The following is a 23,333-nucleotide window of genomic DNA, read 5'->3' on the forward strand; positions in this document are numbered from 1 at the left end:
GTACCGCTTCGGCCGGCACAGCGGCAGGCCGGCCGGTGAGGTCCGGCCCTGAGCCCGCAGGGAGCGGCCCACTCACCCCGCCGGACCGGAGACGGTCCGGCGGGGTGACGTGCATCAGCGGGAGCCGTGCTCCGGCAGGTCCGCCTCGGCGGCCCGCAGCGGGGCGAAGCCGCGCTTCATGACCGCCGGGGCGGTCTTCTTGCCGCAGAACGCGGCCTCCAGGGTGCCGCCGAGCGCCGTGTTGGCCTGGCCGCGGTTGGAGGTGTTCGCCATCGCGGACAGGCTGCGCTTGCCGTCGCGGGTGGTGAACGCGTAGGTGTAGAAGCCCTGGACGGTGCCGGTGTGACCGAACACCTGGGTGCCGCAGGTCAGGTCGTAGCGGCGCAGGCCCAGCCCGTAGTGGCGGGTGTTGGTGGCGTCGGTGGGGGTGACGGTGGTCATCGCCTCCAGCGTCTTCGCCGAGAGCAGCTTGCCGCGCAGCAGGGCCGACATGAACGTGCCGAGGTCGGTCTCGTTGGAGATGACCGCGCCGGCGGACTGGGCCCAGGAGACGGTCTGCTCGGTGGAGTCGACCAGCGGCGCGCCCGCCTCGTCGGGGTGCAGGTAGCCACGGGCGTGCACGCCCTTGATGGCCGTGGCGGGGTGCACGTACGAGGTGTTCTTCAGCTTGAGCGGCTTGATGATGCGCTTGCCGTACTCCTTGGCCACGCCGTGTCCGGTGACCTTCTCGATGATCATGCCGACGACCACGAAGTTGGTGTTGGAGTACTTGTACGAGACGCCCGGCTCGGTGGTGCGCGGCTCCTTGAGGGAGAGCGCGACGAGCTCCTGGTAGGTGAAGACCTTGTTGCGGACGGCCTCGAAGCCGGGGACGGTCTGCGCGAACATGGCGTTCGTGTAGTCCGCCAGGCCGCTGCGGTGGGTCATCAGGTGGCGGACGGTGATGCGGTCGTCGGGCAGCAGACCGGGCAGGTAGGCGTTGACCGGGTCGTCGAGCTTCACCTTGCCCTCGTCCACGAGCTGGAGCAGCACGACGCTGGAGAAGGTCTTGCTCACGCTGCCGATCCGGAAGCGGGACTTCGGGTTCATCGCCTCGCCGGTGGTCCGGTCCTGGACGCCCTCGCTGCGGAACTCGACGCCCTCCGGGCCCTTGAAGCGGGCCATGGCGCCCGGCGCGCCGGCCGCGAGGGTGTTGCGCAGGGCCTGCGAGATCCCGTCGAGGTCGGGGGCGGGCACGGTGGTGCGGGCGGCGGGCGCCTCGGCGGGGACGGCGTGGGCGGTCGCGGGCACGGCGGCGGCAACGGCGGCGAGCAGGGCGGCACCGACGGTGAGGCGTCGGTCGATGGAAAGACGCACGGGTCTCCTCAACTGTGTGGTCAAAGCAGTTGTCGAAAGGAAGGAAAGGGAACGGTCCGCGGTCACGGTGCTTCCCCCCCCAGGCCCCGAGCCTACGCAAGATCTCTGACGGCTCCTGCCAGGGACATCCCCAGACAGAAAGGTTTCTGCGGATTCCCGGGTCCCGGCCGCCGGTCCGGCACCGCCCGGTCGCGGGCCTGCGACCTGCCCGGACAAGGGCGTTGCTGTCCGGGACACCGGACGCCGTTGTGTGCGGCGGACGGCTCGCACGAGACTCGGCAGCGGCCACCGGGGGACGGCCGCAGGGCAACTCCCGGCGTGCCCTTCGTCCATCCCCTCGCTTCCAGGAGTGCCGTCATGCGCAATCGTCTCCGCTTCACGCCCGTGGCCCTCGCGACCGCCCTCGCGGCCGGCCTGCTGACCGCGGCCGTCGGGCCGGCGCAGGCCGGACCGGCGACGGCCGACGCCCCCGCGGCGGTGCCCGCGTACTACCTGAAGTTCGACAAGAGTTCGGTGACCAACTCCCGGCTCTACCTGATGAAGAGCGTCGCCGGCCCGGACAGGGTGCTCGCGAGCTACAAGGCGGGCTCCGGCCAGACCACCAACACCTGCACCCTCAACAAGGGCTGGCTGCCGAACGGCACGTACAACATCGAGTTCCACCGCACCAACTTCGACGGCATCATCAACGGCTACGTGATCAAGATCTCCGACAAGAAGTGCCACAACGGCACCAAGCGGACGGAGCTGTTCATCCACAGCGAGATGCGGCCGAACGGCACCCAGGGCACCATCGAGTCCGAGCGGTGGACCAACAGCAACCCGAACGACTACTACTCCAACGGCTGCATCAAGCTGAACCCGGGCAACATCAAGAACCTGTTCTCCAAGATCGGCGGCCTCGGCTGGTCCCGAGTGACCAAGCTGTACGTGGTCAGCTGACCGGAAAAACCCCCGCGCGGCGCGTCCGGTTCGGCCGCTACTGTCCCCTCATGACCGTGCTTCAGGGAACAGCGCTCGTCCTCCGGACGGCCGTCGCCGAGGACGTGCCCGCACTGGCCGCCATCCGGGCCCTGCCCGAGGTGCTGCACCGCTGGCGGGGCGGGCCCGACTTCGAGAAGGAGATCTCCGAGGACCTGGCGGACCCCGACCTCCACTTCCTCACCATCCGGCAGGGCGACCGGATCATCGGCGGGATCCAGTGGTACGCCGAGGACGAACCGGACTACCGGCACGCCGGGATCGACCTGTTCCTCGATCCCGGCGTGCACGGCCGCGGCCTGGGCACCGACGCCGTCCGCACCCTCGCCCGCCATCTGGTCGACGACATCGGCCACCACCGGCTGGTCATCGACCCGGCCGCCGACAACCTCGCGGCGATCCGCTGCTACGAGAAGGTGGGCTTCAGGCCCGTGGGCGTCATGCGCCGGTACGAGCGGGGCACGGACGGCACCTGGCACGACGGGCTCCTGATGGACCTGCTGGCCGACGAACTCGACCGCTGAGGCGGACGGCCGGCGCCGCACCCGTCAGCGGGCGGCCTGTTCGAGCACGGCGCGGACCTCGTCGGCGATGGCGGTCTCGTTCCGTTCGAACTCCGGGCCGGTCAGCTCCGCCGGGTCGGCCGGCAGGCCGGTCAGGACCGGCGTGTGGAGGTGGCCGCCGGGGAGGGCGGGGGCGAGTTCGAGGCGCAGCCGGTTGGAGCGGTAGGCGACCTCGTTGGACAGGTAGCCGCCGCCGCCGCCCGCGACGGCCCGGGAGCCGGGCGTGGGCCCGTCCTCGCGGTCGACGGGCCCGGTGCCGCCGGCGGGGATCTCCGTCACGTCGGGGTTGAGGAGCACCGGGTACGGCGACTGCACGGCTCCGGTGACCGCGTCGGCGGGCAGCGTGGTGCGGATGAACTCCGGGCCCGGTCCCATGCCGGGCGCCGTCACGGGCCGGCTGCGGGTGCCGCCGGACAGGGTCCCGGTGTTGTCGGGGTAGGGGTCGGCAGAGCGGTTCCGGCCGGCCCACTCCTCCAGGGTGAAGAGGCCGGGGTAGCCCTGGCTGACGGTGGTGATCAGGTCCGCGGAGCGCGGGCCGCCGGCCATCCGCGGCGTGAAGGCCCGCTCGACGAGGCCTCGGTCGAAGTCGCCGTAGCGGACGGGCAGGACGACGGCCCGGACCTCGGCGCGGGTGCCGTCGGCGAGGGTGATGCGGCGGCCGTTGAGGCGCAGGGCGGCGGAACCGGACGGGTTGGCGCGCCGCAGCTCGCCGTCCAGGCCGAAGGGGTCGAAGCCGCTGATGAAGACGCGGCGGACGCCGGGGGTTCCGGTGAAGTCGTTGTCGGCCAGGCCCCGGGAGGCGTCCTCGAAACGGGTCCGCAGAGCCGCCTTGTCCACCGCGAACTCCGGCAGCCAGGAATCGAGTTGTACGGTCATCCGCAGGCGGGCCCAGTACAGCGGCCGGTCGTCGCCCGGGGCGAGGTCGCCGCCTGGCCGGCGGCCCTGCGCCCGGTGCACGGCGGACCACCACAGGGCCTCGCCCCAGGCCTCGACGGTGCCGGCGGCCTCGGCCGCGCTGCGCGCTCCGCACAGGGCCGCGGGGAAGCGGCGGACGAACCCGGCGAGCCCGGAGCGGTCGACGAGGGCGGTGGTCCGCGGGTCGGCGAGCCGCGCCTGCTCGCGGTCGGGCGCGGCCGGCGCGGTGCGGCAGGCCGGGCCGTCGGCCGCCGCGGGTGCGGGGGCCGCCGTGGCGGGGGTGGGGGCCGCGAAGGGGAGGACGGAGGCGAGGAGGGCCGCGGCCGATGCCGCGCGCCGTAAGAGCATCATGCGGTGTGACATTACATAGTGGGGCTCAGGCCCGGAGCACCCCGGCGAGGTGGGTGGCCAGTTCCAGCGGCTCGGGCGGGCTGAGCCGGAGGCCGAGGTATCCGTCGGGGCGGATCAGGAACGCGGTCGTCCGCGCACCTCCGGTCCCGTAGGCCCGGGCGAACTCGCCGCCGGCGTCCCGGTAGACCGGCAGCGGCCCGTCGTCGTACGGGACCCCCTCGGTGAGCAGCAGCAGGGTGTCCAGCCGGCCGTGCGAGACCAGCTCGGCGGCCATGACGGAGAGTTCCTCGGGGGCGGCGGCGCCGTCGGGGGCGCCGTGGTGGAGCAGCAGGACGTGTCCGGGCCGGTCCCGCAGCAGGTCGTAGAGGCGCAGCGGGTACGTGGCGACGTTCCCGCGCAGCCCGCCGCAGTCCGGCGCCCGGTCCCCGGGCTGCGGCCCGTGGTCCGCCGGGCCGGCCGTCCCGGCCAGCAGGGGGCTGCCGCGGTAGCCGACGAGCAGTTGGGCCTCGCGCATCAGCAGGGTGGCCGGATCCATCCGGTCGGCGTCGGCGTCGATGCCGCGGGTCGCGTGCCGGACGGTGCGGCCGACGACTTCCTCGCCGACCGGCCGGCGTTCGGCGTCGTAGCTGTCGAGGAGCCGCGGATGGGCGTCGCCGCCGACCGCCAGGGCCAGTTTCCACGCCAGGTTGTACGCGTCCTGGATGCCGGTGTTCATGCCCTGGGCGCCGGTCGGCGGGTGGATGTGCGCCGCGTCGCCGGCGACGAAGACGCGCCGGTCGGCGTACCGGTCCACGATCCGGTGGCTGATGCGGAACACCGAGGACCAGCGCATCGCCGACACGGTGGCCGGCTGCGGGGCCATCCGGTCCACGACCGCCTGGATGTCGGAGAGGGCCGGCGTCCGGCTGCTCTCCAGGCCGTGCGCCACCGCACCCCCGGTGTCGTCGCCCCCGCCGGTGCCGGTGCCGGTGCCGGTACCGGTGCCTGTGCCTGTGCCTGTGCCGGCGAGCGACAGCTCGGGCGGCACCATCATCGACATCCGGTACCGGCGCCGGCCGGGCAGCGGCACGCAGACGAGCAGGTCGGCCACCGTGCCGTCGGGGCCGAGGCGGGTGGCGCGGACGCTGTACCCGGCGGGCAGCTCCCAGTCGGTCTCGACGTCGGCGAGCATGTACTCGTCCGGGAACGCGCCGCCTTCGAAGGCGAGCCCGAGGCCCTTGCGGACGGTGCTGTGCGCGCCGTCGCAGCCGATCAGGTAGCGGGTGCGGAGCTCCTCCTCGGCGCCTTCGGCGGTGCGGAGCCGGCTGGTGACACCGTCGGCGTCCTGGGTGAAGGAGAGCAGTTCGGTGCCGCGTTCCAGCCGGGTGCCGAACCGGGCCAGGTGCGCCTCAAGCAGGCGTTCCGTCTCGTACTGCGGGAGCGCGGCGAAGCCGTACGGCACCCCGGCCGGCAGGGCGAGATCGATGCGGGGCTGCTCGACGCCGTCGACGTACGCGAGCCGGCCCCGGAGCGGGACCGCGGCCTCCAGCGCGGACCGCACCAGGCCCATCCGGTCCCAGACCTCGAAGGTGCGCGGCTGGATCCCGACGGCCTTGGCGTACGGCAGTCGGGCCGGGAGCCGGTCGATGATGCGGCAGGCGGTGCCGCGGCGGCGCAGTTCCGCGGCGGCCGTGAGGCCGACGGGGCCGCCGCCGACCACGAGTACGTCGGGTGCGTCGCGGTACGTCACTGTCGTCTCCCCGGCCTGAAGCCCCCGTCCGAGCCGAACCCCCTCATGGTCGCCCGGCACCCCTGGCCGGGCCACTGCAGGCCTTCCACCTGCACGGACACCCGCCCGGATATTCGGTTGCCGCCGCGGACACCGGTTGAGATCGTCCGGCCCGTGGCTGAATTCATTTCGTACGACGGCACCCCGCTCGCCTACCGCTCCTTCGGTGACGGTCCGCCGCTGGTCTGCCTGCCGGGCGGGCCCATGCGCGACTCCGCATACCTGGGCGAACTGGGCGGGCTCTCCGCGCACCGCCGGCTGATCATGCTGGACCTGCGCGGCACCGGGCGCTCGGCACTGCCCGGGGATCCGGCGTCCTACCGCTGCGACCGGCAGGTGGCGGACGTGGAGGCGCTGCGCGAGCACCTGGGGCTGGACCGGATCGACCTGCTCGGGCATTCGGCGGGCACCAACCTCGCGGTGCTCTACGCGGCCCGCCGTCCGGAGCGGGTCGGGCGGCTGCTGCTGGTCACCCCGAGCCCGATGGTCCTCGGGATCGAGGTCACCGCGCAGGAGCGGCTCGCGACGGCGCGGCTGCGGGCCGGGGAGCCGTGGTTCGCCGCCGCCTACGCGGCCCTGGAGTCGGTGGCGGCCGGCCGGCCCGCGCCCGGCGCCTGGGAGGCGGTGGCGCCGCTCAGGCACGGCCGCTGGGACGCGGCGGCCCGCGAGCTGGACGCCGGCGACGAGGTGCAGCGCAACGCGGAGGCCGCGGCCGGGTACGGCGCCGAGGGTGCCTACGATCCGACCGCCACGCGGGCCGCGCTGGCCGCCTTCGCGGCGCCGGTGCTGGTGCTCGCCGGGGAGGTGGACCTGAATTCGCCGCCGGCGGCGATGGCGGAGCTGGCCGGGGCCTTCCCCGGGGCCGGGCTGCTGGTGCAGCCGGGCGCCGGGCACTACCCGTGGCTCGACGACGCGGCGCGGTTCACGGCCGCGGCGGAGGCGTTCCTGGCGGGGTGAGGCGGGGGCGCCTCAGAAGCCCACGGCGGGCCTGGGCTGCCGGGTGGCGAGGTACAGGGCGAGGCCCCAGCCGATGAAGGTGCTGCCGAAGAAGACGTTGATGCCGAGGACGAGCCAGCGGTTGTCCCTGCCGCGGCGGAAGGCGATCAGCGACGGCAGCAGGTACAGCCAGAGGCCAAGCGTCAGCAGCACTGCGTAGACCAGGACGTGCAGTATCAGGACCATCGTGTTCCCCCGCTGTGAGCTGCCGGTCGGGGTCCGCGGTCCGGTCGTGACCGCGGCTGTCCGGAGCCGGGCCGGTCGTCGTGTGGACGGACACCTTAACCGCCGTCCGGGCCGCTCCGGCCGGGGGGCCCGGGGCCGTGGCCCGCCGCCGTGATGGAGATCCGGACACGGGTGTTCACCCGACGGCCGGAAGAAGTTTCCTACCGACCAGTAGACATGTCACGGGATCTTGCCGATTCTGAGCGCGTACATGCCAACTCCGGCATGGCGTCCACTCGTCGCAAGGAGCGCCCCCACATGCGCAGCACCGGCACCCGCCCGGCCGTCCGCACCCGCACGCTCGGCACCGCAGCCGGCGCGGTCGCGGCCGCCGCCGCCCTCCTGCTGTCCCCCGTCGCCCCGGCCCAGGCGGCACCCGCCCCGGCCCTGGCTCCGGCGGCCGCCACCGCGGCCGCTCCCGGCGGGAACGCCGCCATCCTCGGCATCGACTACGCGACCTGGAAGCGGGACGTCGCCGCCGTGATCGGCGAGGCCCGCCCCTACGTGGAGCAGCGCATCAACCGGTCGCCGGCCGGCGAGAAGCCCGCGATCGTGCTCGACATCGACAACTCCTCGCTGGAGACGGACTTCCACTGGTTCTGGACGTTCCCGACCCCGGCGATCTCCGAGGTCCGCGACCTGACCCGGTACGCGAACGAGCGCGGCGTCGCGATCTTCTTCGTCACGGCCCGCCCCGGCATCATCCACTCGCTGACCGAGCGCAACCTGAAGTCCGTGGGCTACCCGGTCTCCGGGCTGTACGTGCGGGACCTGCCCGACCTGTTCCACGAGGTCAGCACGTACAAGACGGCCAAGCGGGCCGAGATCGAGGCCCGCGGCTACACGGTCATCGCCAACATCGGCAACAAGCAGAGCGACCTGGTCGGCGGCCACGCCGAGCGCACGTTCAAGCTGCCGGACTACGACGGCAAGCTGTCCTGACCCGCGTCCGGCCGGCCGGGGCGTTCCCGGCCGGCCGGCGGCGGGCAGCACGACAGGGCGGGCGCTCCCGTGCGGAGCGCCCGCCCTGTTCAGTCGCCCTTGCGGGCTCCCTCGCCACGGGCCGGACGGCGGGGACCGGCCACCGCGCCCGGGTCCCGGCGGGCCCGGGGAGCGGCGGCCTGCTGGTTTTCCACGAGGTGTTCGTACACCTCGAAGTCGACCGACTGCCACTGGTACATCTCGCCGTGGCTGGCCCGGAACTGGGCCGGAGTCGGACTCGTCACCGTTCTCACCTCTCCCACTCGTGTTCCGGACGCGCGGTGCGCACCGCCGGAACGGCTTCTGTGATCCACCATGCAGCTCCCGGCGCCCCGGCCGCATGAGGAGCGGGACCTCCTCCGGTCCCGGCCGCGGCGAGCGGTACGGGCGGGCCTGCGGGCGCGGGGACCTGCGGGGCGGCCACGACGGCCCGCAGCGCGGCGGCCAGCAGGCCGGCGGCGACGGGGGTGGCCAGGGCGCCCCGGTGGACGTGCGGTTCACCCGGACGGTCCAGCAGGACCAGCCCGGCGTGCTCCCGGCCGGCCGTCAGGATCCGTACCGCCGCGTCCGGGTCGGCGCCGGGCGGGAGGAACCGTACGGCTCCGGCCCGGTCGAGCAGGTCGGTGTGGAGCGCCTCGCCGGCCTCCGGCAGCAGCCCGGCGAGCCGGGCGGCCCGGGCCGCCACCCGCAGGCCGAGGGCCAGCGCCTCGCCGTACGGCATCGGCACGGGCGCGCTGGAGCACAGGGCGCGGGCCAGGGCGTCGCCGTAGTGCAGGGCGGCCGCCGGGCCCTGTTCGAGGGGGTCGTACCGGACGAGGACGGACCGCGCCTCGGTGCACAGGGCGAGGAGGCCGGCCAGGGCGGCCGGTTCGTACCGGCCGTCGGTCCGCAGCCGGGCCGCGACCTGCCCGGCGGACGCCGGTACGACGGCCAGCACGGTACGGACCGGGAGGCCGAGCCCGGCCCGCAGGGCGCGCGGCGGCAGGGTCTCCAGGAACTCCAGGTCGGTCCGGACCAGTACGGGCGCCCCGCCGGTCACGGTCAGGGCGGTGTCGGCCATCGCGCGCAGCGTGGTCGGCAGGCGGACCACGGGCGGCCGGGTCCCGTCGGCGCGGCGCAGCCGATCGGCGGCGGCCAGGACGCAGGTGCCGCCGAGGGCGGCCACCAGGGCTCCGTCGGGCACCGGGGGCGCGGCGGCGCGCGGGCCGGGCCACAGCAGCGAGGTGGGTGCGGCCTCGCCGAGCTGCCGGAGGACGCGTGCGGCGGCCCGGCGGGGCAGCCCGGGGCCGGTCACGAGGACGATCCGCTCCGGCCCGAACTCCCGCAGAGACCGGGTGAGTTCGTCGGAGTGCGCGGATCCGTGCCGGATCTGCACGGGGAAGTGCACCGGCCCGGCCACCAGCTGCCGGTCGATGCGGATGCCGGGTCCGGGGCCGGTACCGGGCCCGGCGGGGTGACCGGCGAGGTGACCGGCGGGGTGACCGGCGCGGGCCGGTCCGTCGTACGGGAACATGCCGCCACGGTCCCCGGCCGCGCGCCCCGGGCACCTGAGCCCGCCGCCCCCTCACGGTCCGGCCGGCCGCCCGGGACCGGGCCGGGACGGCGGCCGGGACGGGGCGGGCGACGGGCCGGGGGCGGGTTGGGCCCGCCGCCCCATGTGCCCGGGATACGGGGGTTCCTACGTTTGTGGTCCGAGATCCCGACCGGGGCTCGGACACCGGAAGGGCCCGCAAGGACCCGGACGCTCTGGGAGATCCAGAGACAGAGAAAGAGGAACCCCTCATGCGCACGAAGGCTTTTCGTCTCGCTCCGGCTGCCACTCTGGTGATCGCCGGTCTGCTGGTGGGCGGCCCGGTGGCCGCGGCCTCCGCCGCTCCCCAGCACTCCTCGGCAGCCGTATCGGCCCCGCAGCTGGCGCACGCCGGCAAGCACGGGCCGTACTCCAGCTCGTCCTCCTGCCAGAAGGCCGGGGAGAAGGGCAAGAAGCAGGGCAAGTGGCACAAGTACTCCTGCAAGAAGGAGCACGGCAAGTGGTACCTGTACACCTCCTGACGACGGTCTTCGTGACCGCCGGCTGAAGGTGGCCCAGCCCCTGCCGCCGGAGTGCGGCCCATCCCTCACCGCCGGGCCCGGGAGTCTCTCCCGGGCCCGGCCCTCTGCACTGCTCAGGGGATGAGCGCGCCCTCGGCGAGCAGCCGGGCGGCGGTCTCCCGCATCTCCACCTTGCGGATCTTGCCGGTGACGGTCATCGGGAAGGCGTCGACGACGTGGACGTACCGCGGGATCTTGAAGTGGGCGAGCCGGCCGGCGCAGTACGCGCGCACCGTTGCGGGGGTGACCGGCGGGGCGCCCTCGCGCATCCGGACCCAGGCCATCAGCTCCTCGCCGTACTTCTCGTCCGGGACGCCGATGACCTGGACGTCCAGCACGTCGGGGTGGGAGTGGAGGAACTCCTCGATCTCGCGCGGGTAGAGGTTCTCGCCGCCGCGGATGACCATGTCCTTGATCCGGCCGGTGATGCTCAGGTAGCCGTGCTCGTCCATGACGGCGAGGTCGCCGGTGTGCATCCAGCGGGCGGCGTCGACCGCTTCGGCGGTCTTCTCGGGCTCGTCCCAGTAGCCGAGCATCACGGAGTAGCCGCGGGTGCAGAGTTCGCCGGGGGTGCCGCGGGGCACGGTCCGGCCGGACTCCGGGTCGACGACCTTGACTTCGAGGTGCGGGCCGACGCGGCCGACGGTGGTGACGCGGCGTTCGAGGGAGTCGTCGGCGCGGGTCTGGGTGGAGACCGGCGAGGTCTCGGTCATGCCGTAGCAGATGGCGACCTCCGTCATCCCCATCCGGTCGATGACCTCCTTCATGACCTCGACGGGGCAGGGCGAGCCGGCCATGATGCCGGTGCGCAGGCTGCTCAGGTCGTGGTCGCCGAAGCCGGGTTCGGCCAGCTCGGCGATGAACATGGTGGGCACCCCGTAGAGCGAGGTGCAGGCCTCGGCGGCGACGGCGGCGAGGGTGGCGGCCGGGTCGAACGACGGGGCGGGCAGCACCATGGCCGCCCCGTGGCTGGTGCAGGCCAGGGCCCCCATCACCATCCCGAAACAGTGGTAGAGCGGCACCGGGATGCAGACCCGGTCGCGCTCGGTGTAGTGGCACAACTCGCCCACGAAGTAGCCGTTGTTGAGGATGTTGTGGTGCGAGAGCGTCGCGCCCTTGGGGAAGCCGGTCGTGCCGGACGTGTACTGGATGTTCACGGGGTCGTCGCAGCTCAGCTCCGCCTGGGCGGCGGCGAGCCGGGCCGGGTCGGCGGCCCGTCCACGCTCCAGCAGGCCGTTCCACCGGTCGCCGCCGAGCAGGACGACGTGCTCCAGGCCGGGGCAGTCGGGCCGGACCTCCTCGATCATGGCCGCGTAGTCGGAGGTCTTGAAGCGTTCCGCGGCGGCCAGCATCCGCATGCCCGACTGCCGGACCACGTACGCCAGCTCGTGCGAGCGGTAGGCGGGGTTGACGGTGACGAGGATCGCACCGATCTTCGCGGTGGCGTACTGGAGCAGCGTCCACTCGGCCTGGTTGGGGGCCCAGATGCCGACCCGGTCGCCCTTGGCGATGCCGAGCTCCAGGAGTCCCAGGGCGAGGGCGGCGACGTCCTCGCCGAACTGCGCGTACGTCCACCGGCGGCCGGTGGCGACCTCCACGAGCGCGTCCCGTCCCGGGAAGGCGCGGACCGCACGGTCGAGGTTCTCGCCGATCGTGTCGCCCAGCAGCGGCACGTCGCTCGTCCCGGAGGCGTACGAGGCAGAGGAGGCGTACGAGGCAGAGGAGGCGTACGAGGCAGAGGGGGCGGACGGGACGGACGACGGGGACGAGGAGGGCGGCGGGTGGGGGACGGACACGGGGTTCCTCCTCGGATCGCGCGGATCGCCGGACGTGCGGGCCCGGCCGGGCCGGAGCCCCACATGATCCCGGTTCCGGGAGGCGGCTGCCAGTCCCCGCTCCGACATCCGCGCGAGGACCGGCCTGTCGTGCGGCCTCTACCGGCCGCGGGCGGCCGCCTGGTCGAGGGCGTCGTCCAGGGTGGTGGCGGCCATGATGAGCGACAGGTGGGTGAACGCCTGCGGGAAGTTGCCGAGTTGCTCGCCGCTGGGGCCGATCTCCTCGGAGAACAGGCCGACGTGGTTGGCGTAGGTGAGCATCTTCTCGAAGGAGAAGCGGGCCTGCCGGACCCGTCCGGCCCGCGCCAGCGCGTCGACGTAGAGGAACGTGCACAGGCTGAACGTGCCCTCGGCGCCGCGCAGTCCGTCCGGTGAGGCCTGCGGGTCGTACCGGAACACCAGGCTGTCCTCGACGAGTTCGCGGTCGATCGCGTCGAGGGTGCTCAGCCACAGCGGGTCGGTCGGGCTGAGCAGGCCCACCCGCGGGATCAGCAGCAGCGAGGCGTCCAGGACTCCGGTGCCGTAGTGCTGCACGAAGGCGCCCCGGTCCCGGCTCCAGCCCCGTTCCATGACCTGGGCGAAGATCTCGTCGCGGGCCCGGCGCCAGTCGTCGGGGGCGGCCGGGCGGCCGAACTCCTCCGCGAGCCGCAGCCCGCGGTCGAACGCCACCCAGGACATCACGCGGCTGTACGTGAACTCCTTCGGACCGCCGCGGGTCTCCCAGATGCCCTCGTCGGGCCGGTCCCAGGCGCCGGTCAGCCAGTCCAGCATCGAGGACACCGCCTGCCAGCCGGCGTACGTGGGCTGGGCGTCGCGCCCCTGGCCCTGCGCGAGGGCGTACAGCGACTCGCCGTAGATGTCGAGCTGCACCTGGTCGGCGGCGGCGTTGCCGACCCTGACCGGGTAGGAGCCGCGGTAGCCCTCGAAGTGGTCCAGCACCTCCTCGGGGAGCTGCGGGTCGCCGTCCACCCGGTACATGATCTGGAGCGGGTGGGCGCCCTCGCGCACGCGTGGGCCGCGCTCGGTGACCCGGTCGGTGAGCCAGTCGGTGAACGCCGTGGCCTCTTCGACGAACCCGAGGTCGAGCAGGGCCCGTACGGACAGCGAGCCGTCCCGGATCCACGTGTACCGGTAGTCCCAGTTGCGCTCGCCGCCGACCTGTTCCGGCAGGCCGAGGGTGGCCGCGGCGATGGGGGCTCCGGTGGGCAGGTAGGTGAGCAGCTTCAGGGTGATGGCCGAGCGGTGCACCATGTCGGGCCAGCGGCCGCGGTAGCTCGTGGTGCCGACCCACTTCTGCCAGTAGTCGACGGTGGCCCAGAAGTCGGCTTCGACTCCGGTGCCGGCGGGCAGGTCCGGGGCGCTCGCTCCGGCCTCGTCGGCGGTGAACGCGGCGCCGGCCCGCTCGCCGCGCGTCAGGACGATCTCGCCGCGCACGTCGGCCTCGCCGTGGCGCTCCAGCGGGATGTTCGTCTGGAGGAAGCCGGACGTGCCCGGTGCCCGGAACTCGGCGGTGCGGCCGTCGATGCGGAGGGTGTGGGGGGCCCGGCCGAAGTCGAAGCGGGGCCGGCAGTCCAGGGTGAAGCGGACCGTGCCGCGGGTGCAGCGCACCACGCGCATCAGACTGTGACGGGCGGCCGGCCGGCCGGTGCGGTCCGGGGGCATCCAGTCGAGGAGTTCGCCGACACCGTCCGGGGACATGAACCGGGTGACCAGGACGGCCGTGTCGGGGTAGTAGAGCTGCTTGACGGTGACGTCCGTCCCGTCCACCGCCAGCCGGAACCAGCCGCCGCGCTCGTGGTCGAGCAGCCCGGAGAAGATCCCGGGCGAGTCGAACCGGGGAGCCGCGAACCAGTCCACCACGCCCCGGTTCGACACCAGGGCGGCCGTCTGCAGGTCGCCCACGAGGCCGTGGTCGGCGATGAGCGGGTAGCGCTCCATGCGTCCACTATCGGCCAGCGGCCGCACCCCGGCGATCCGGCGGTGGCCGTGGCCGCAAACCGCCTCCCGGTCACCGGAGTCGGTGGATCATCATGTCGGGTGCGGGTGCGGGTGCGCGGTGCGCGGTGCGCGGTGGGCACGGGGTGACGGGGTGACGGGGGCGGGATGGTGGAAGGGACCGGCTGGGCGGAGGCGGACCGGCTGTCGGCGGCGCTGGAGGAGCGCCTGGAGGCGTTCTGGATGCGCGGGGACGCCGCGGCCGTGACGGATCCGGCCGCCGTGGCGGAGGCCACCGGGCTGCGGCTGCTGGTGCTGCGCTCCCCGCTGCCGGCCGCCGGGGCGGAGCCGGACCGGGACGCGCTCTACCTCCTCGACCTGGCGGCCCTCTACCGGGCGGCCTGCCTGCACTTCGCCCGGTGCCTGGTGCTGGGGCCGGGGAGCGAGCAGGCGCAGCCGGACGCCGAGCTGACGTTCGCCCTGTTCTCGTTCGTCGGCCGGTTCGCTCCGGAGGAGGTGCCGGAGCAGATCCGGGAGCACGTGGCCGCCGTGGACCTGCCGGTCCCCCGGGACGTGGCGGCGCTGGTGGCCGACGGGCTGGAGCTGCTCGCCCGCTGGACGGCCGTCGGCGACCCCGCGGCGCTGGAGGCGTCGGCCGACCGGTGGCGGGAACTGCTCGACGTGCTGCCGGAGGGCCACCCGGCCGTGGCGACCATGCTGTCGAACCTCTCCTTCGCGCTGCGCTCCCGGTACCTGGTGCACGGCCGGGACGCGGATCTGGAGGAGGCCGCGGAGGCCGGCCGGGCCGCGGTCCGGCTGGCCCGCCCGGACGACCCCGAGCGGGCGCTGTACCTCACCAACCTGTCCGGGGCGCTCACCGCCCGGTTCGGGCTGCGCAGACTCCGGGCCGACCTCGACGAGGCCGTCGAGGCGGGCCGCGAGTCGGTGCGGGCCGCACCCGAGCCGCAGGCGCTGCTGCATTCCAACACGGGCCTGGCCCTGCTGTTGCGGTACGAGCAGGACGCAGATCCCGCGGACCTGGCGGAGGCCGTCGAGGCGCTGCGCCGTGCGGCCGGGCTCGCCGCCCCGGACGATCCGCAGCGCGCCTCCTACCTGTCGAACCTCGGGCAGGCGTACGACCAGCGGTTCCTGCTGTCCGGCGACCCGGCCGACCTCGACGGCGCGGTCGACGCGGCGATCCGGTCGGTGGTGGCCTGCCCGCCGGGCCACCCGGCCCGGCCCGGCCTCCAGGCCTCGCTGGGCAACGTACTGCGGTCCAAGGCCCGGCACACGGGTGCGGCCGCCGACCTCGATGCGGCGGTGGACGCGGTGCGGCGGGCGCTGGCGGCAATGACCGCCGGTTCGCCGGCGCGGCCGGTACTGCTCCGCTCGCTGGGCGATGCGCTGAAGCTGCGGTTCGAGCACGGGTGGGTGGCCGCCGACATCGACGAGGCGGTCGGGGTGCTGCGGGAGCGGCTGGACCTGTGTACCCGGCGGGGCGACGACGCGGACACCGCGGTGGCCGCCTACGACCTGGGCCACGCCCTGCTGAGCCGGCACCGGCACACCGCGGATCCGGCCGACGCGGACGCCGCCGTGGCGGCCGCCCGGCTGAGCGTACGGGTCCGGGCCGGCGCGGCCGGCTCCGACCGGGGCGTGCCGCTGTGCCTGCTGGGCGAGGCGCTGTCCGCACGCCATCGGCTGACCGGCGCGGCGGCCGACAACGAGGAGGCGGTCGCCGCGCTGACCGAGGCGTGCGCGCTGCTCGCCGGCTACCATCCGGCGGCTCGGGCCAAGTGCCACTCGGAACTCGGCCACGCCCTCGCCCACCGCTTCGAGCGCACCGACGAACCGGCCGACGTGGACGCGGCGCTGGCGGCGTACCGGACCGCCGTCGAGGTCGGTCCGGACCGGTCGGAGATCGCGGTCGACGCCTCGCACGTGGGCGGCCAGTACCTGCGGCGGTTCGGACGCACCGGCAATGCCGACGACCTCGCACAGGCCCTGGACTGGCACCGCCGGGCGGCCCGTTCCCTGCGCGGCGACCGGGACCGGCACGCGCCCCAGGTGCTGCTCAACCTCGGGCGGGCCCTCCAGACGGCGTATGAGCAGTCCGGTGAGACGGCCCTGCTCGACGAGGCGGTGCAGCGGATGGAGGCGGCGGTGCCGGCGGGCGGCCCGCAGGGCCCGGCGGACGCGGTCGGACTGTCCAGCCTGGGGGCGCTGCTGACCCGGCGGGCCGAGCGGTCCGGGGTGCCGGCGGACCTGGACCGGGCGGTCGGCCTGACCCGCCGGGCCGCCGCCGCACTCCCCGAGGGGCACCCGGAGCGGGCGGTCCATCTGACCAACCTGAGCAGTTCCCTCCTCGCCCGCTACAAGCGGACCGGGGCGCGGGCCGACGTGGAAGAGGCCGTACGGGTCTGCCGGCAGGCCGTCGAGATCGCCTCCCGCACCGACCGGGCCCAGCTCGCCGTCCCGTTGACGAACCTGGGGAGCGCCCTGCTGCGGCGGTACGAGGCGTCGGGGGCCCGGCCGGATCTGGAGGAGGCCGTCGAGGCGAACCGGGCGGCGGTCCGGGCGGTGCCCGCCGGGAGCGCGGACGGGCCGACGTACCGGAACAACCTGTGCATCACGCTGCTCGGCCTCGCGGAGCGGACCGGCGAGGCGCGCTGGCTGGACGAGGCCGTCGCGGCCGGGCGGGAGGCGTTGGCCGCCGAGCCCGCGGGGCACCCGCTGCGGCCGACCCTGCTGTCGAACCTGGCGATGGCCCTGCTCGGCCGGCACCGTCGCGGTCGCGACCGGGCCGACCGGGAGGAGGCGCTGACCCATCTGCGGGCGGCGGTGGCCGGTCTGCCGGAGGCGCATCCCCTGCGCGCCAAGTACCTGGCGAACCTGTCGCGGGCGCTGCGCGACCGGTTCACGGTCGAGCACCTGCCCCAGGACCCGGGCGACCTGCTCGACGCCGTGCCGCAGCTGGTCCTCGGCCGGGGCGCGCGGCGCCGGTTCGCGGGGGCGTACCCGGACCTCGTCGAGGCGATCGGGGCGGCCGAGGAGTCGGTGCGGCTCACGCCGGTGGACGATCTCCAGCGGGCCGCGCACGTGTCCCAGCTCGCCTGGCTGCTGGTCGTGCGTGCCGTGCTCGGCCGCAGCCGGTCGGCCCTGCGCCGGGCGTTCGGGTACTACCGGGAGGCCACGGAGCTGGCGACCGCGCCGGTGAAGATCCGGTTCCGGGCGGCCCGGGCCTGGGGGGTGGCCGCTCTGGGCACGGAGCAGTGGGGGCAGGCGCTGGACGCCCACCGGGCAGCGGTCGCCGAACTCCCCCTGCTGGCCTGGCACGGCCTGGACCGCGCCGACCGGCTCGACGCCCTGGGGCGGGCGGCCGGCGTGGCGGGGGACGCGGCGGCGGTGGCGCTGACCGCCGGCCGTCCCGAGGAGGCCCTGCAGTTGCTGGAGCAGGGCCGCGGGGTGCTGCTGGCGCAGGCGCTGGAGGCCCGCGACGACCTGTCCCGGCTGCGCGAGCAGGCGCCCGCGCTGGCGGCCAGGATGGGCGAGGTGCGGGCCCTGCTGGATGCCGCGGAGGACCCGGGTGCCGAGCTGCCGGGCGATCCGGCCGCGGCCGAGCGGCGCCGCGACCTGGCGACGGAGATGGACGCTCTGCTGGCCGAGGCCCGGGCGCTGCCCGGTCTCTCGGACTTCCTGCGGCCGCCCGACCCGCGGCGGCTGCTCTCGGCGGCGGCCGGCGGTCCCGTGGTGGTGGTGAACACCAGTGCGCTGCGCTGTGACGCTCTGATCGTCACGCGGGCCGGGCTGCGCACCGTACCGCTGCCGGACCTCCGGCTGGAGGGCCCGGGCGGAGTCACCGAGCGCGCTGCGGCACTGCTGGACGCGCTGGCGGCGGCGGGCGGCTCCCCGACGGCGGCCTGGCGTGCCCAGCGGGTGCTGACCGGCACCCTGGGCTGGCTGTGGGACGCGGTGGCGGCGCCGGTCGTGGCGGAACTCGCCTCCGTAGCGGGCCCGCCGTCGGACCCGTCCGTTCCGCCCCGGCTGTGGTGGTGCCCCACGGGTCTGCTGTCCCTGCTGCCGCTGCATGCGGCGGGGCATTACGGGCCGGGCGGCGGGGACGCCGGGCCGGGGCCGTCGCTGCCGGGGCCGCGGAACCTGCCGGACCGGTACGTGTGCTCGTACACGACCACGCTCCGCGCGCTGGTGGCGGCGCGGTCCGGTGGCACCGCCGGGCCGCGCTCCGGGGCGCCGGGGACGGGCGGCCGGCTGCTGGCCGTCGACGCTTCGCACTCCCCCGGTCTGCCGGTGCTGCCGCACGCCCGGGAGGAGGCGGGGAGGGTGGCGGGCCGGGTGCCCGGGGCGACGCTGCTGGCCGGGGAGGGCGCCTCGCGGCGGGCGGTGCTGGACGCACTGCCGGACCACGGCTTCCTGCACTTCTCGGGGCACGGCAGCCAGGATCCGGCCGACTCGGCCGGCGGGGCGCTGTACTGCCACGACCATGCCGGGGCGGGCCCGTTGACGGCGTCGGACATCGCACGGCTGCGGCTGTCGGGGGCCCGGCTGGCGTTCCTGTCGGCGTGCGAGACGGCGCGCGGCTCGGCGGGGCTGCCCGACGAGGCGGTGCACCTGGCCGGGGCGCTGCAACTGGCGGGGTTCGGCCACGTGGTGGCGGCGCAGTGGGTGGTCGGGGACGCGAGCGCGCTGCGCGCGGTGGCGGAGTTCTACGAGGGGCTGGCCCTGCCGGGGGCCGCGGGCCTGGATGCGGACCGGGCGGCGCGGGCGCTGCACGCGGCGGTGCAGGGGCTGCGGGAGGCCGGGGAGCACCCGCTGTGGTGGGCCGCGTATGTGCACACGGGGCCGTGACGGCCCCGTGCGGGCGGCGGGAGGTCAGTCGAGGTCGTGGTGGTAGACGCCGGCGGAGGCGTCGGCGAAGAGGGTGAACTGGACGCGGGCCGGCCCGCCGGATGCGGCGGGCGCCTCGGCGCCGTCGTCGGGGTCCATCTCCACCGGCTCGGCGTCGACGAGGACGTACTCGCCGTAGCCCTCGAAGTCCCCGGGGCTGTCGGCGACTCCGATGTGGATGGGGGTCTCGTCGGGGAGCCCGGCCAGCGCCTGGCGGAGCCGGCCCGCGGTCCACACCTGCGGCTGGTGCTCGAACGTGTCTGCCATGCGCCGACAGTAGAGGCCGCGGGGACCGCCCCGGCCGCGCCGCGCCGGGGGGCGGGTGCGAGGACGGCCGCGGGTCCCGCGGCCGTCCTCGCACGGTGTTCACTCCGGCCGGGACTCCGGCACCGTGACGCGGATCTTGGACTGGCCGTGGTCCAGGAGTTCCCAGTCGTCCATGAAGCGGGCGGTGAGGCCGTGCCGGGCGGCGAGGTCGATCAGGGTCCGGGTGCGGTAGTAGAAGTCCTCGCGCAGGACCTGGTGTTCCTCGCCCTCGGTGCGGTCGAAGGTGAAGTCGAAGAAGCCGCCGGGGGCCAGGATCCGGGCGACGTGGGCGAGGCACTCGTCGATGATCTCGATCGGCGAGTGCGAGAACACGCTGTGCGCGTGCACCACGTCGAAGTGCGCCTCGGGCAGGAAGTCGAGGGTGAGGTTCCTGGTGAGGGTGAGGTGCGGGAGTTTCTCCTGGAGTCCCTGCCGGGTGAGGGTCTCCTTGGCGGAGATGAGGATGTCGGGCGAGATGTCGATGCCGTAGTAGTGCCCGGTGTCGAGGTGTTCGATGAAGCGCCAGCCGGCCCGCAGGTTGCCGCAGCCGATGTCGAGCATCCGGTGTTCGGGGGCCAGGCCGTGTCCGACGAGGTAGTCGAACTGCATCCGGCCGAGCGCGAGCCAGCGGTCGTGGGTCTGGCTGCCGACGGCCGCCTCGGGGTTGCGGGCGGTGTCGGAGGCCATGACCGCGCGGTAGTAGCCGACGTGGTCGGGGTGCTTGACGCGCAGCCAGGTGTCCCGGGCGGCCCTGCGGACGTACGGGGCGATGCGGCGGGGGTTGCGGACCGCGTAACGGACCTTGTGGGTCAGGGTGGTGCGGTTGGCGATGAGGTTCTTCTTGCCGGCCATGCGGAGTTCCTCCGGAGGGATCGGGCGGTGCGGGTGCGGGGTCGGGGGGCCTCGGCGGGCTCAGACCAGGCGGGTGCGGCGGCGCAGGAGGACGGCGGTCAGCGCGACCAGCGCCACCGCCAGCACGAGGTACACGATCGTGTCGATCTGCTGGAAGGTCCAGTAGTCGGAGCTCGGGTAGACCTTGTGGACGCGGCCGCTGAACCCCTTCTCGGCCATGCAGCGGCGGAGTTCCTCGCCGGAGAACAGGCAGTTCTCCAGGGGGTGCTGCCGGCCGTCCGGGGTGAGGTAGCGGTAACCGGCGGACCAGGCGCTGCCGATGAGCTGCTTGGGCGTCATGCCGGCGGTGACCCGGTCGACGGGGGTGACGAAGTCGCGCCGGAAGAAGGTCAGGACGGCCGCGGTGGCCAGCACCGTGCCGAGGGTGATGCCCATGGCGGGCAGGGTGCGGCGGGTCAGAAGGCCGACGGCGGTGCCGGCGGCGAGTGCGAACAGGGCGGCGGCGACGGCCGCGGGCCCGGTGGTGTTGAGGATGTACGGGTCGTGCCAGTAGACCCCGTCCAGCATGTTGGCGGTGGGCTCCCACCACCAGGCGGTGAGCGCGGCGAGCCCGGCGGAGAAGACGGCCGCGCAGACGGCGGCCAGGCCGAGGCGGGCGGCGAACCAGCTGCGCAGGCCCGCGCCCTGGGTGAGGGCCACCTTGATCGTGCCGCTCTCCAGTTCGCGGCCGATCAGCGGGGCGCCCCAGAACATGCCGATTGCGGCGGGCACCAGGAGGCCCATGGTGCCGAGGAGGCGGATGCCGCCCGCGGCGTCGAACATGGCCTCGTACGGCTCGGGCGGGCAGGTGCCGTTCCAGCCCTTGCAGCGGCTGAGATCGTAGCCGCCGATGGCGTCCATCAGGTCCGCGCGGCGGACGGCGACCCAGACGGTGCACAGGGCGAGCAGGACCGTTCCGGCGAGGATGAGCAGGCGCTGCTGGCGCCAGGCGAGCCACAGGGTGCCGGTCATGCGGCGGCCTCCGTCCGGTGGGCGGCGGCCGGGGCGCGCAGGTGGGCGAGGAGGAGTTGTTCGAGCGACGGGGTGGCGGTGATCCACGGGGTGTCCGCGGTGCCGTCGAAGCCGGCCGGGCGCCGGGTGCCGGGGGCGTTGCGGATGACGGCGGTCAGCTGGCGGCCGGTGGTGGCGGCGTGCACGACGGCGCCGCGGTCGGCCGCCGTGGGCAGACCGTCCGGGGTGGACGGGTCGGCGCGCCCGGTGAGCCGGGTGTGGGCCTCGCGGAGGTCGTCGGTGTCGCCGGCGAGCCGGATCCGTCCGTCCTGGACGAGCAGCACGTGGTCGCAGACGTCCTCCAGTTCGGGCAGGACGTGCGAGGAGATCACGACGGTGGTGCCGCGTTCGGCGGCCTCGGCCATGAGCAGTCCGGTGATCTCGTGGCGGACCAGCGGGTCGAGGTCGGCGAGCGGCTCGTCGAGGAGCAGCAGGTCGGCCCGCTTGGCCAGGGCGAGGGCGAGGGCGACGCGGGTGCGCCTGCCGCCGGAGAGGGTGCCGATGCGGGCGGTGAGCGGGATGTTCCCGGCCCGTACGATCCGCTCGGCCTCGGCCTGGTCCCAGGTGCGGTTCAGGCGGCGCCCCGCGGCGAGCGTGTCGGCGACCGTGAACTGCGGGAAGAGCGGCCTGTCCTGGCTGACGAAGGCGGTGCGGCCGAGCGCCGGCGGGGTGCCGGGCTCGCTGCCGAACACCCGGACCTCTCCGCCGGTGGGGCGCAGCAGTCCGGCCGCGAGGTGGAGGAGGGTGCTCTTGCCGGCGCCGTTCGGGCCGACGAGGGCGGCTATGCGGCCGGCCGGGAGGTCGAACGTGCAGTCCTGGAGGGCGGTCGTGCCCTTGAACCGCTGCTCGACCGCGGTGGCCCGCAGCGCGGGGGCGGCGGTCGGGTCGTTCACGTGGTGTTGTCCTTTCGTGCGGGTGCGGCCGGGTCGGACTCGGCCTCGGCGCGGGCCGCTTCGACCAGCGCCGTGATCTCGTCGCGGTCCAGGCCGGCGTCGCGGGCCCGGCGCATCCAGGCGACGAGGTCGGCGCGGAGCGGCGAGTCGGCGGCGGATTCGGGGCGCGACAGCGAGCGGGTGACGAACGTGCCCCGTCCCGGCCGGGGTTCGACCAGCCCCTCACGTTCCAGCTCGCGGTAGGCCTTGAGCACGGTGTTGGGGTTGATCGCGGTCGCCTCGACCACGGCGCGGGCGGTGGGCAGCCGGTCACCCGGTTCCAGCACGCCCAGTCTGAGCGCCTGTTTGACCTGGTTGACGAGCTGCAGATACGTGGCGACACCGCTGTGCCGGTCCACCTGAAACTCGATCATCTCTGCCTCATTGCATCGTTCCACTAATGTGTTAGTGGAACGATGCAGGGCGGTATGGCGATCCGTCAAATCGACGCATCCGCAGGCCGGGAACGGCGAACGGCCGCGCCGGCCGTGCTCCGTACGTCGACGGGGCACGGCCGGCGCGGCCGCGGGAAGGATGCGGGGAGGATGCGGGGAGGATGCGGGGAGGATGCGGGGAGGACAACACCCCTAGTTGTGCGGGCCCCCGGAACGCAGGCGCTGCAGGGCCTTGTCGAGGCGGGCCTGCCGGGTCTGCGGGGTGAGCGCCTGGAGCAGCGGCAGCGCCAGCCGGTAGCGGCCGCTGCGGTCGAGGGCTTCGAAGGCCGCGGCGGCGGCCGGGTCGGCGGCCAGGGCCTCGGCGAGGTCGGCCGGCACCTCCGCGGTCTTCTGCGAGGCGTACGCCGCGTCCCAGCGGCCGTCGGCCTGCGCCCTGCGCACTTCTGCCAGGCCCGGTTCGCGCATCCGGCCCGCAGCCGTCAGGGCGGCCACCTTCGCCACGTTCACCTGCGACCACAGGCTCCGCGGCCGGCGCGGCACGTACTTCTGCAGGTAGTGGGTGGCGTCGAGGGACCTGCGCTGCCCGGAGATCCAGCCGTAGCACAGGCCGATGTCGACGAGTTCGTCGCTGGTGACGGACGGGATGCCGGAGCCCTTCCGGGCCATGCGGATCCACACTCCTTCGCGGCGGTCGTGGTGACGGCCGAGCCATTCCTCGAAGGCCGCCGCGTCCGCGAAGGCGGCGGTCTCCACCCCGTCCAGGTCCTCCCGCCGGGCCGATCCGTCCGGCACATCGCGCTCATCATCCTGGTCCATGCGGCTCACCCTAGGGGGTGTTGCGAAAGTCCTGTGCGGTGCCCGCGGTGTCCGGTGCGTGCTCTCGGCGTGCCGGGCGA

At 74.6% G+C, this 23,333-nt stretch carries 20 protein-coding genes; 6 read left to right on the plus strand and 14 right to left on the minus strand.

The genetic code is table 11. From position 1 onward, the window contains the following. Positions 1-114 precede the first annotated feature (114 nt). A complete protein-coding gene (locus tag LG634_RS23315) occupies positions 115-1,356 on the minus strand; it encodes a serine hydrolase domain-containing protein (RefSeq protein WP_226735889.1) in 1,242 nt (413 codons plus the stop codon). Between the two features lie 357 nt (positions 1,357-1,713). On the opposite strand from LG634_RS23315, the gene LG634_RS23320 reads away from it, so the two are divergent. Both LG634_RS23320 and LG634_RS23325 read left to right on the plus strand, forming a co-directional pair. Continuing rightward, complete coding sequence (locus LG634_RS23320) at positions 1,714-2,298, plus strand: L,D-transpeptidase family protein (RefSeq protein WP_226735890.1); 585 nt, start codon at positions 1,714-1,716, stop codon at positions 2,296-2,298. Between the two features lie 50 nt (positions 2,299-2,348). Next, positions 2,349-2,861: a GNAT family N-acetyltransferase gene (locus LG634_RS23325; RefSeq protein WP_226735892.1), complete on the plus strand. Its 513-nt coding sequence runs from the start codon at positions 2,349-2,351 to the stop codon at positions 2,859-2,861. A 24-nt stretch (positions 2,862-2,885) separates the two neighbouring features. Here LG634_RS23325 and LG634_RS23330 read toward each other — a convergent pair whose 3' ends face one another. Further along, entirely contained in the window at positions 2,886-4,166 is a 1,281-nt protein-coding gene (locus LG634_RS23330) for a PA0049 C-terminal domain-containing protein (RefSeq protein ID WP_226735894.1), read from the minus strand. Between the two features lie 25 nt (positions 4,167-4,191). Then, complete coding sequence (locus LG634_RS23335; protein WP_226735896.1) at positions 4,192-5,895, minus strand: FAD-dependent monooxygenase; 1,704 nt, start codon at positions 5,893-5,895, stop codon at positions 4,192-4,194. Between the two features lie 153 nt (positions 5,896-6,048). Here LG634_RS23335 and LG634_RS23340 point away from each other — a divergent pair, with 153 nt between their 5' ends. Beyond that, positions 6,049-6,891, plus strand: a complete 843-nt coding sequence (locus tag LG634_RS23340; protein WP_226735898.1) for an alpha/beta fold hydrolase — start codon at positions 6,049-6,051, stop codon at positions 6,889-6,891. 12 nt (positions 6,892-6,903) lie between these two features. Here LG634_RS23340 and LG634_RS23345 read toward each other — a convergent pair whose 3' ends face one another. Then, positions 6,904-7,116 carry a superinfection immunity protein gene (locus tag LG634_RS23345; RefSeq protein WP_226735900.1) on the minus strand — a complete coding sequence of 71 codons (213 nt, stop codon included), beginning with the start codon at positions 7,114-7,116 and terminating at the stop codon, positions 6,904-6,906. A gap of 297 nt (positions 7,117-7,413) precedes the next feature. On the opposite strand from LG634_RS23345, the gene LG634_RS23350 reads away from it, so the two are divergent. Beyond that, the gene (locus LG634_RS23350; RefSeq protein ID WP_226735902.1) at positions 7,414-8,097 is read left to right on the plus strand and encodes an HAD family acid phosphatase; all 684 of its coding nucleotides are present in this window, start codon (positions 7,414-7,416) and stop codon (positions 8,095-8,097) included. A gap of 89 nt (positions 8,098-8,186) precedes the next feature. Here the strand turns inward: LG634_RS23350 and LG634_RS23355 are convergent, their stop codons facing one another. Together LG634_RS23355 and LG634_RS23360 are read right to left on the minus strand one after the other, a co-directional pair. Continuing rightward, the gene (locus LG634_RS23355) at positions 8,187-8,381 is read right to left on the minus strand and encodes a hypothetical protein (RefSeq protein WP_226735904.1); all 195 of its coding nucleotides are present in this window, start codon (positions 8,379-8,381) and stop codon (positions 8,187-8,189) included. A gap of 5 nt (positions 8,382-8,386) precedes the next feature. Further along, a complete protein-coding gene (locus LG634_RS23360) occupies positions 8,387-9,649 on the minus strand; it encodes a 3-dehydroquinate synthase family protein (RefSeq protein WP_226735905.1) in 1,263 nt (420 codons plus the stop codon). 269 nt (positions 9,650-9,918) lie between these two features. Here LG634_RS23360 and LG634_RS23365 point away from each other — a divergent pair, with 269 nt between their 5' ends. After that, positions 9,919-10,188: a hypothetical protein gene (locus LG634_RS23365; RefSeq protein WP_226735907.1), complete on the plus strand. Its 270-nt coding sequence runs from the start codon at positions 9,919-9,921 to the stop codon at positions 10,186-10,188. A gap of 113 nt (positions 10,189-10,301) precedes the next feature. Here the strand turns inward: LG634_RS23365 and LG634_RS23370 are convergent, their stop codons facing one another. Continuing rightward, entirely contained in the window at positions 10,302-11,900 is a 1,599-nt protein-coding gene (locus tag LG634_RS23370; protein ID WP_226735924.1) for an AMP-binding protein, read from the minus strand. A gap of 261 nt (positions 11,901-12,161) precedes the next feature. Further along, entirely contained in the window at positions 12,162-14,000 is a 1,839-nt protein-coding gene (locus LG634_RS23375) for a glycoside hydrolase family 15 protein (protein WP_226735909.1), read from the minus strand. Between the two features lie 165 nt (positions 14,001-14,165). On the opposite strand from LG634_RS23375, the gene LG634_RS23380 reads away from it, so the two are divergent. After that, positions 14,166-18,863: a CHAT domain-containing protein gene (locus LG634_RS23380; RefSeq protein WP_226735911.1), complete on the plus strand. Its 4,698-nt coding sequence runs from the start codon at positions 14,166-14,168 to the stop codon at positions 18,861-18,863. 24 nt (positions 18,864-18,887) lie between these two features. On the opposite strand, the gene LG634_RS23385 is transcribed toward LG634_RS23380, so the two are convergent. The 6 genes from LG634_RS23385 to LG634_RS23410 form a co-directional block, all read right to left on the minus strand. Continuing rightward, positions 18,888-19,169 (minus strand): DUF6225 family protein, encoded by a 282-nt coding sequence (locus tag LG634_RS23385; RefSeq protein WP_226735913.1) that lies wholly within the window; start codon positions 19,167-19,169, stop codon positions 18,888-18,890. Between the two features lie 99 nt (positions 19,170-19,268). Continuing rightward, entirely contained in the window at positions 19,269-20,060 is a 792-nt protein-coding gene (locus LG634_RS23390) for a class I SAM-dependent methyltransferase (RefSeq protein ID WP_226735915.1), read from the minus strand. A 60-nt stretch (positions 20,061-20,120) separates the two neighbouring features. Next, entirely contained in the window at positions 20,121-21,071 is a 951-nt protein-coding gene (locus LG634_RS23395; protein ID WP_226735917.1) for an ABC-2 membrane transporter-related protein, read from the minus strand. Continuing rightward, positions 21,068-22,003: an ATP-binding cassette domain-containing protein gene (locus LG634_RS23400; RefSeq protein WP_226735919.1), complete on the minus strand. Its 936-nt coding sequence runs from the start codon at positions 22,001-22,003 to the stop codon at positions 21,068-21,070. Before LG634_RS23400 ends, LG634_RS23395 begins: the two co-directional genes overlap by 4 nt. Further along, positions 22,000-22,416, minus strand: a complete 417-nt coding sequence (locus LG634_RS23405; RefSeq protein ID WP_226735921.1) for a GntR family transcriptional regulator — start codon at positions 22,414-22,416, stop codon at positions 22,000-22,002. Before LG634_RS23405 ends, LG634_RS23400 begins: the two co-directional genes overlap by 4 nt. Positions 22,417-22,629: 213 nt before the next feature. Next, the gene (locus LG634_RS23410) at positions 22,630-23,253 is read right to left on the minus strand and encodes a YdeI/OmpD-associated family protein (RefSeq protein ID WP_226735922.1); all 624 of its coding nucleotides are present in this window, start codon (positions 23,251-23,253) and stop codon (positions 22,630-22,632) included. Positions 23,254-23,333: the final 80 nt, after the last annotated feature.

Origin of the sequence: Streptomyces bambusae (genome assembly GCF_020532645.1) — a bacterium.
Lineage (GTDB): Bacteria > Actinomycetota > Actinomycetes > Streptomycetales > Streptomycetaceae > Streptomyces > Streptomyces bambusae.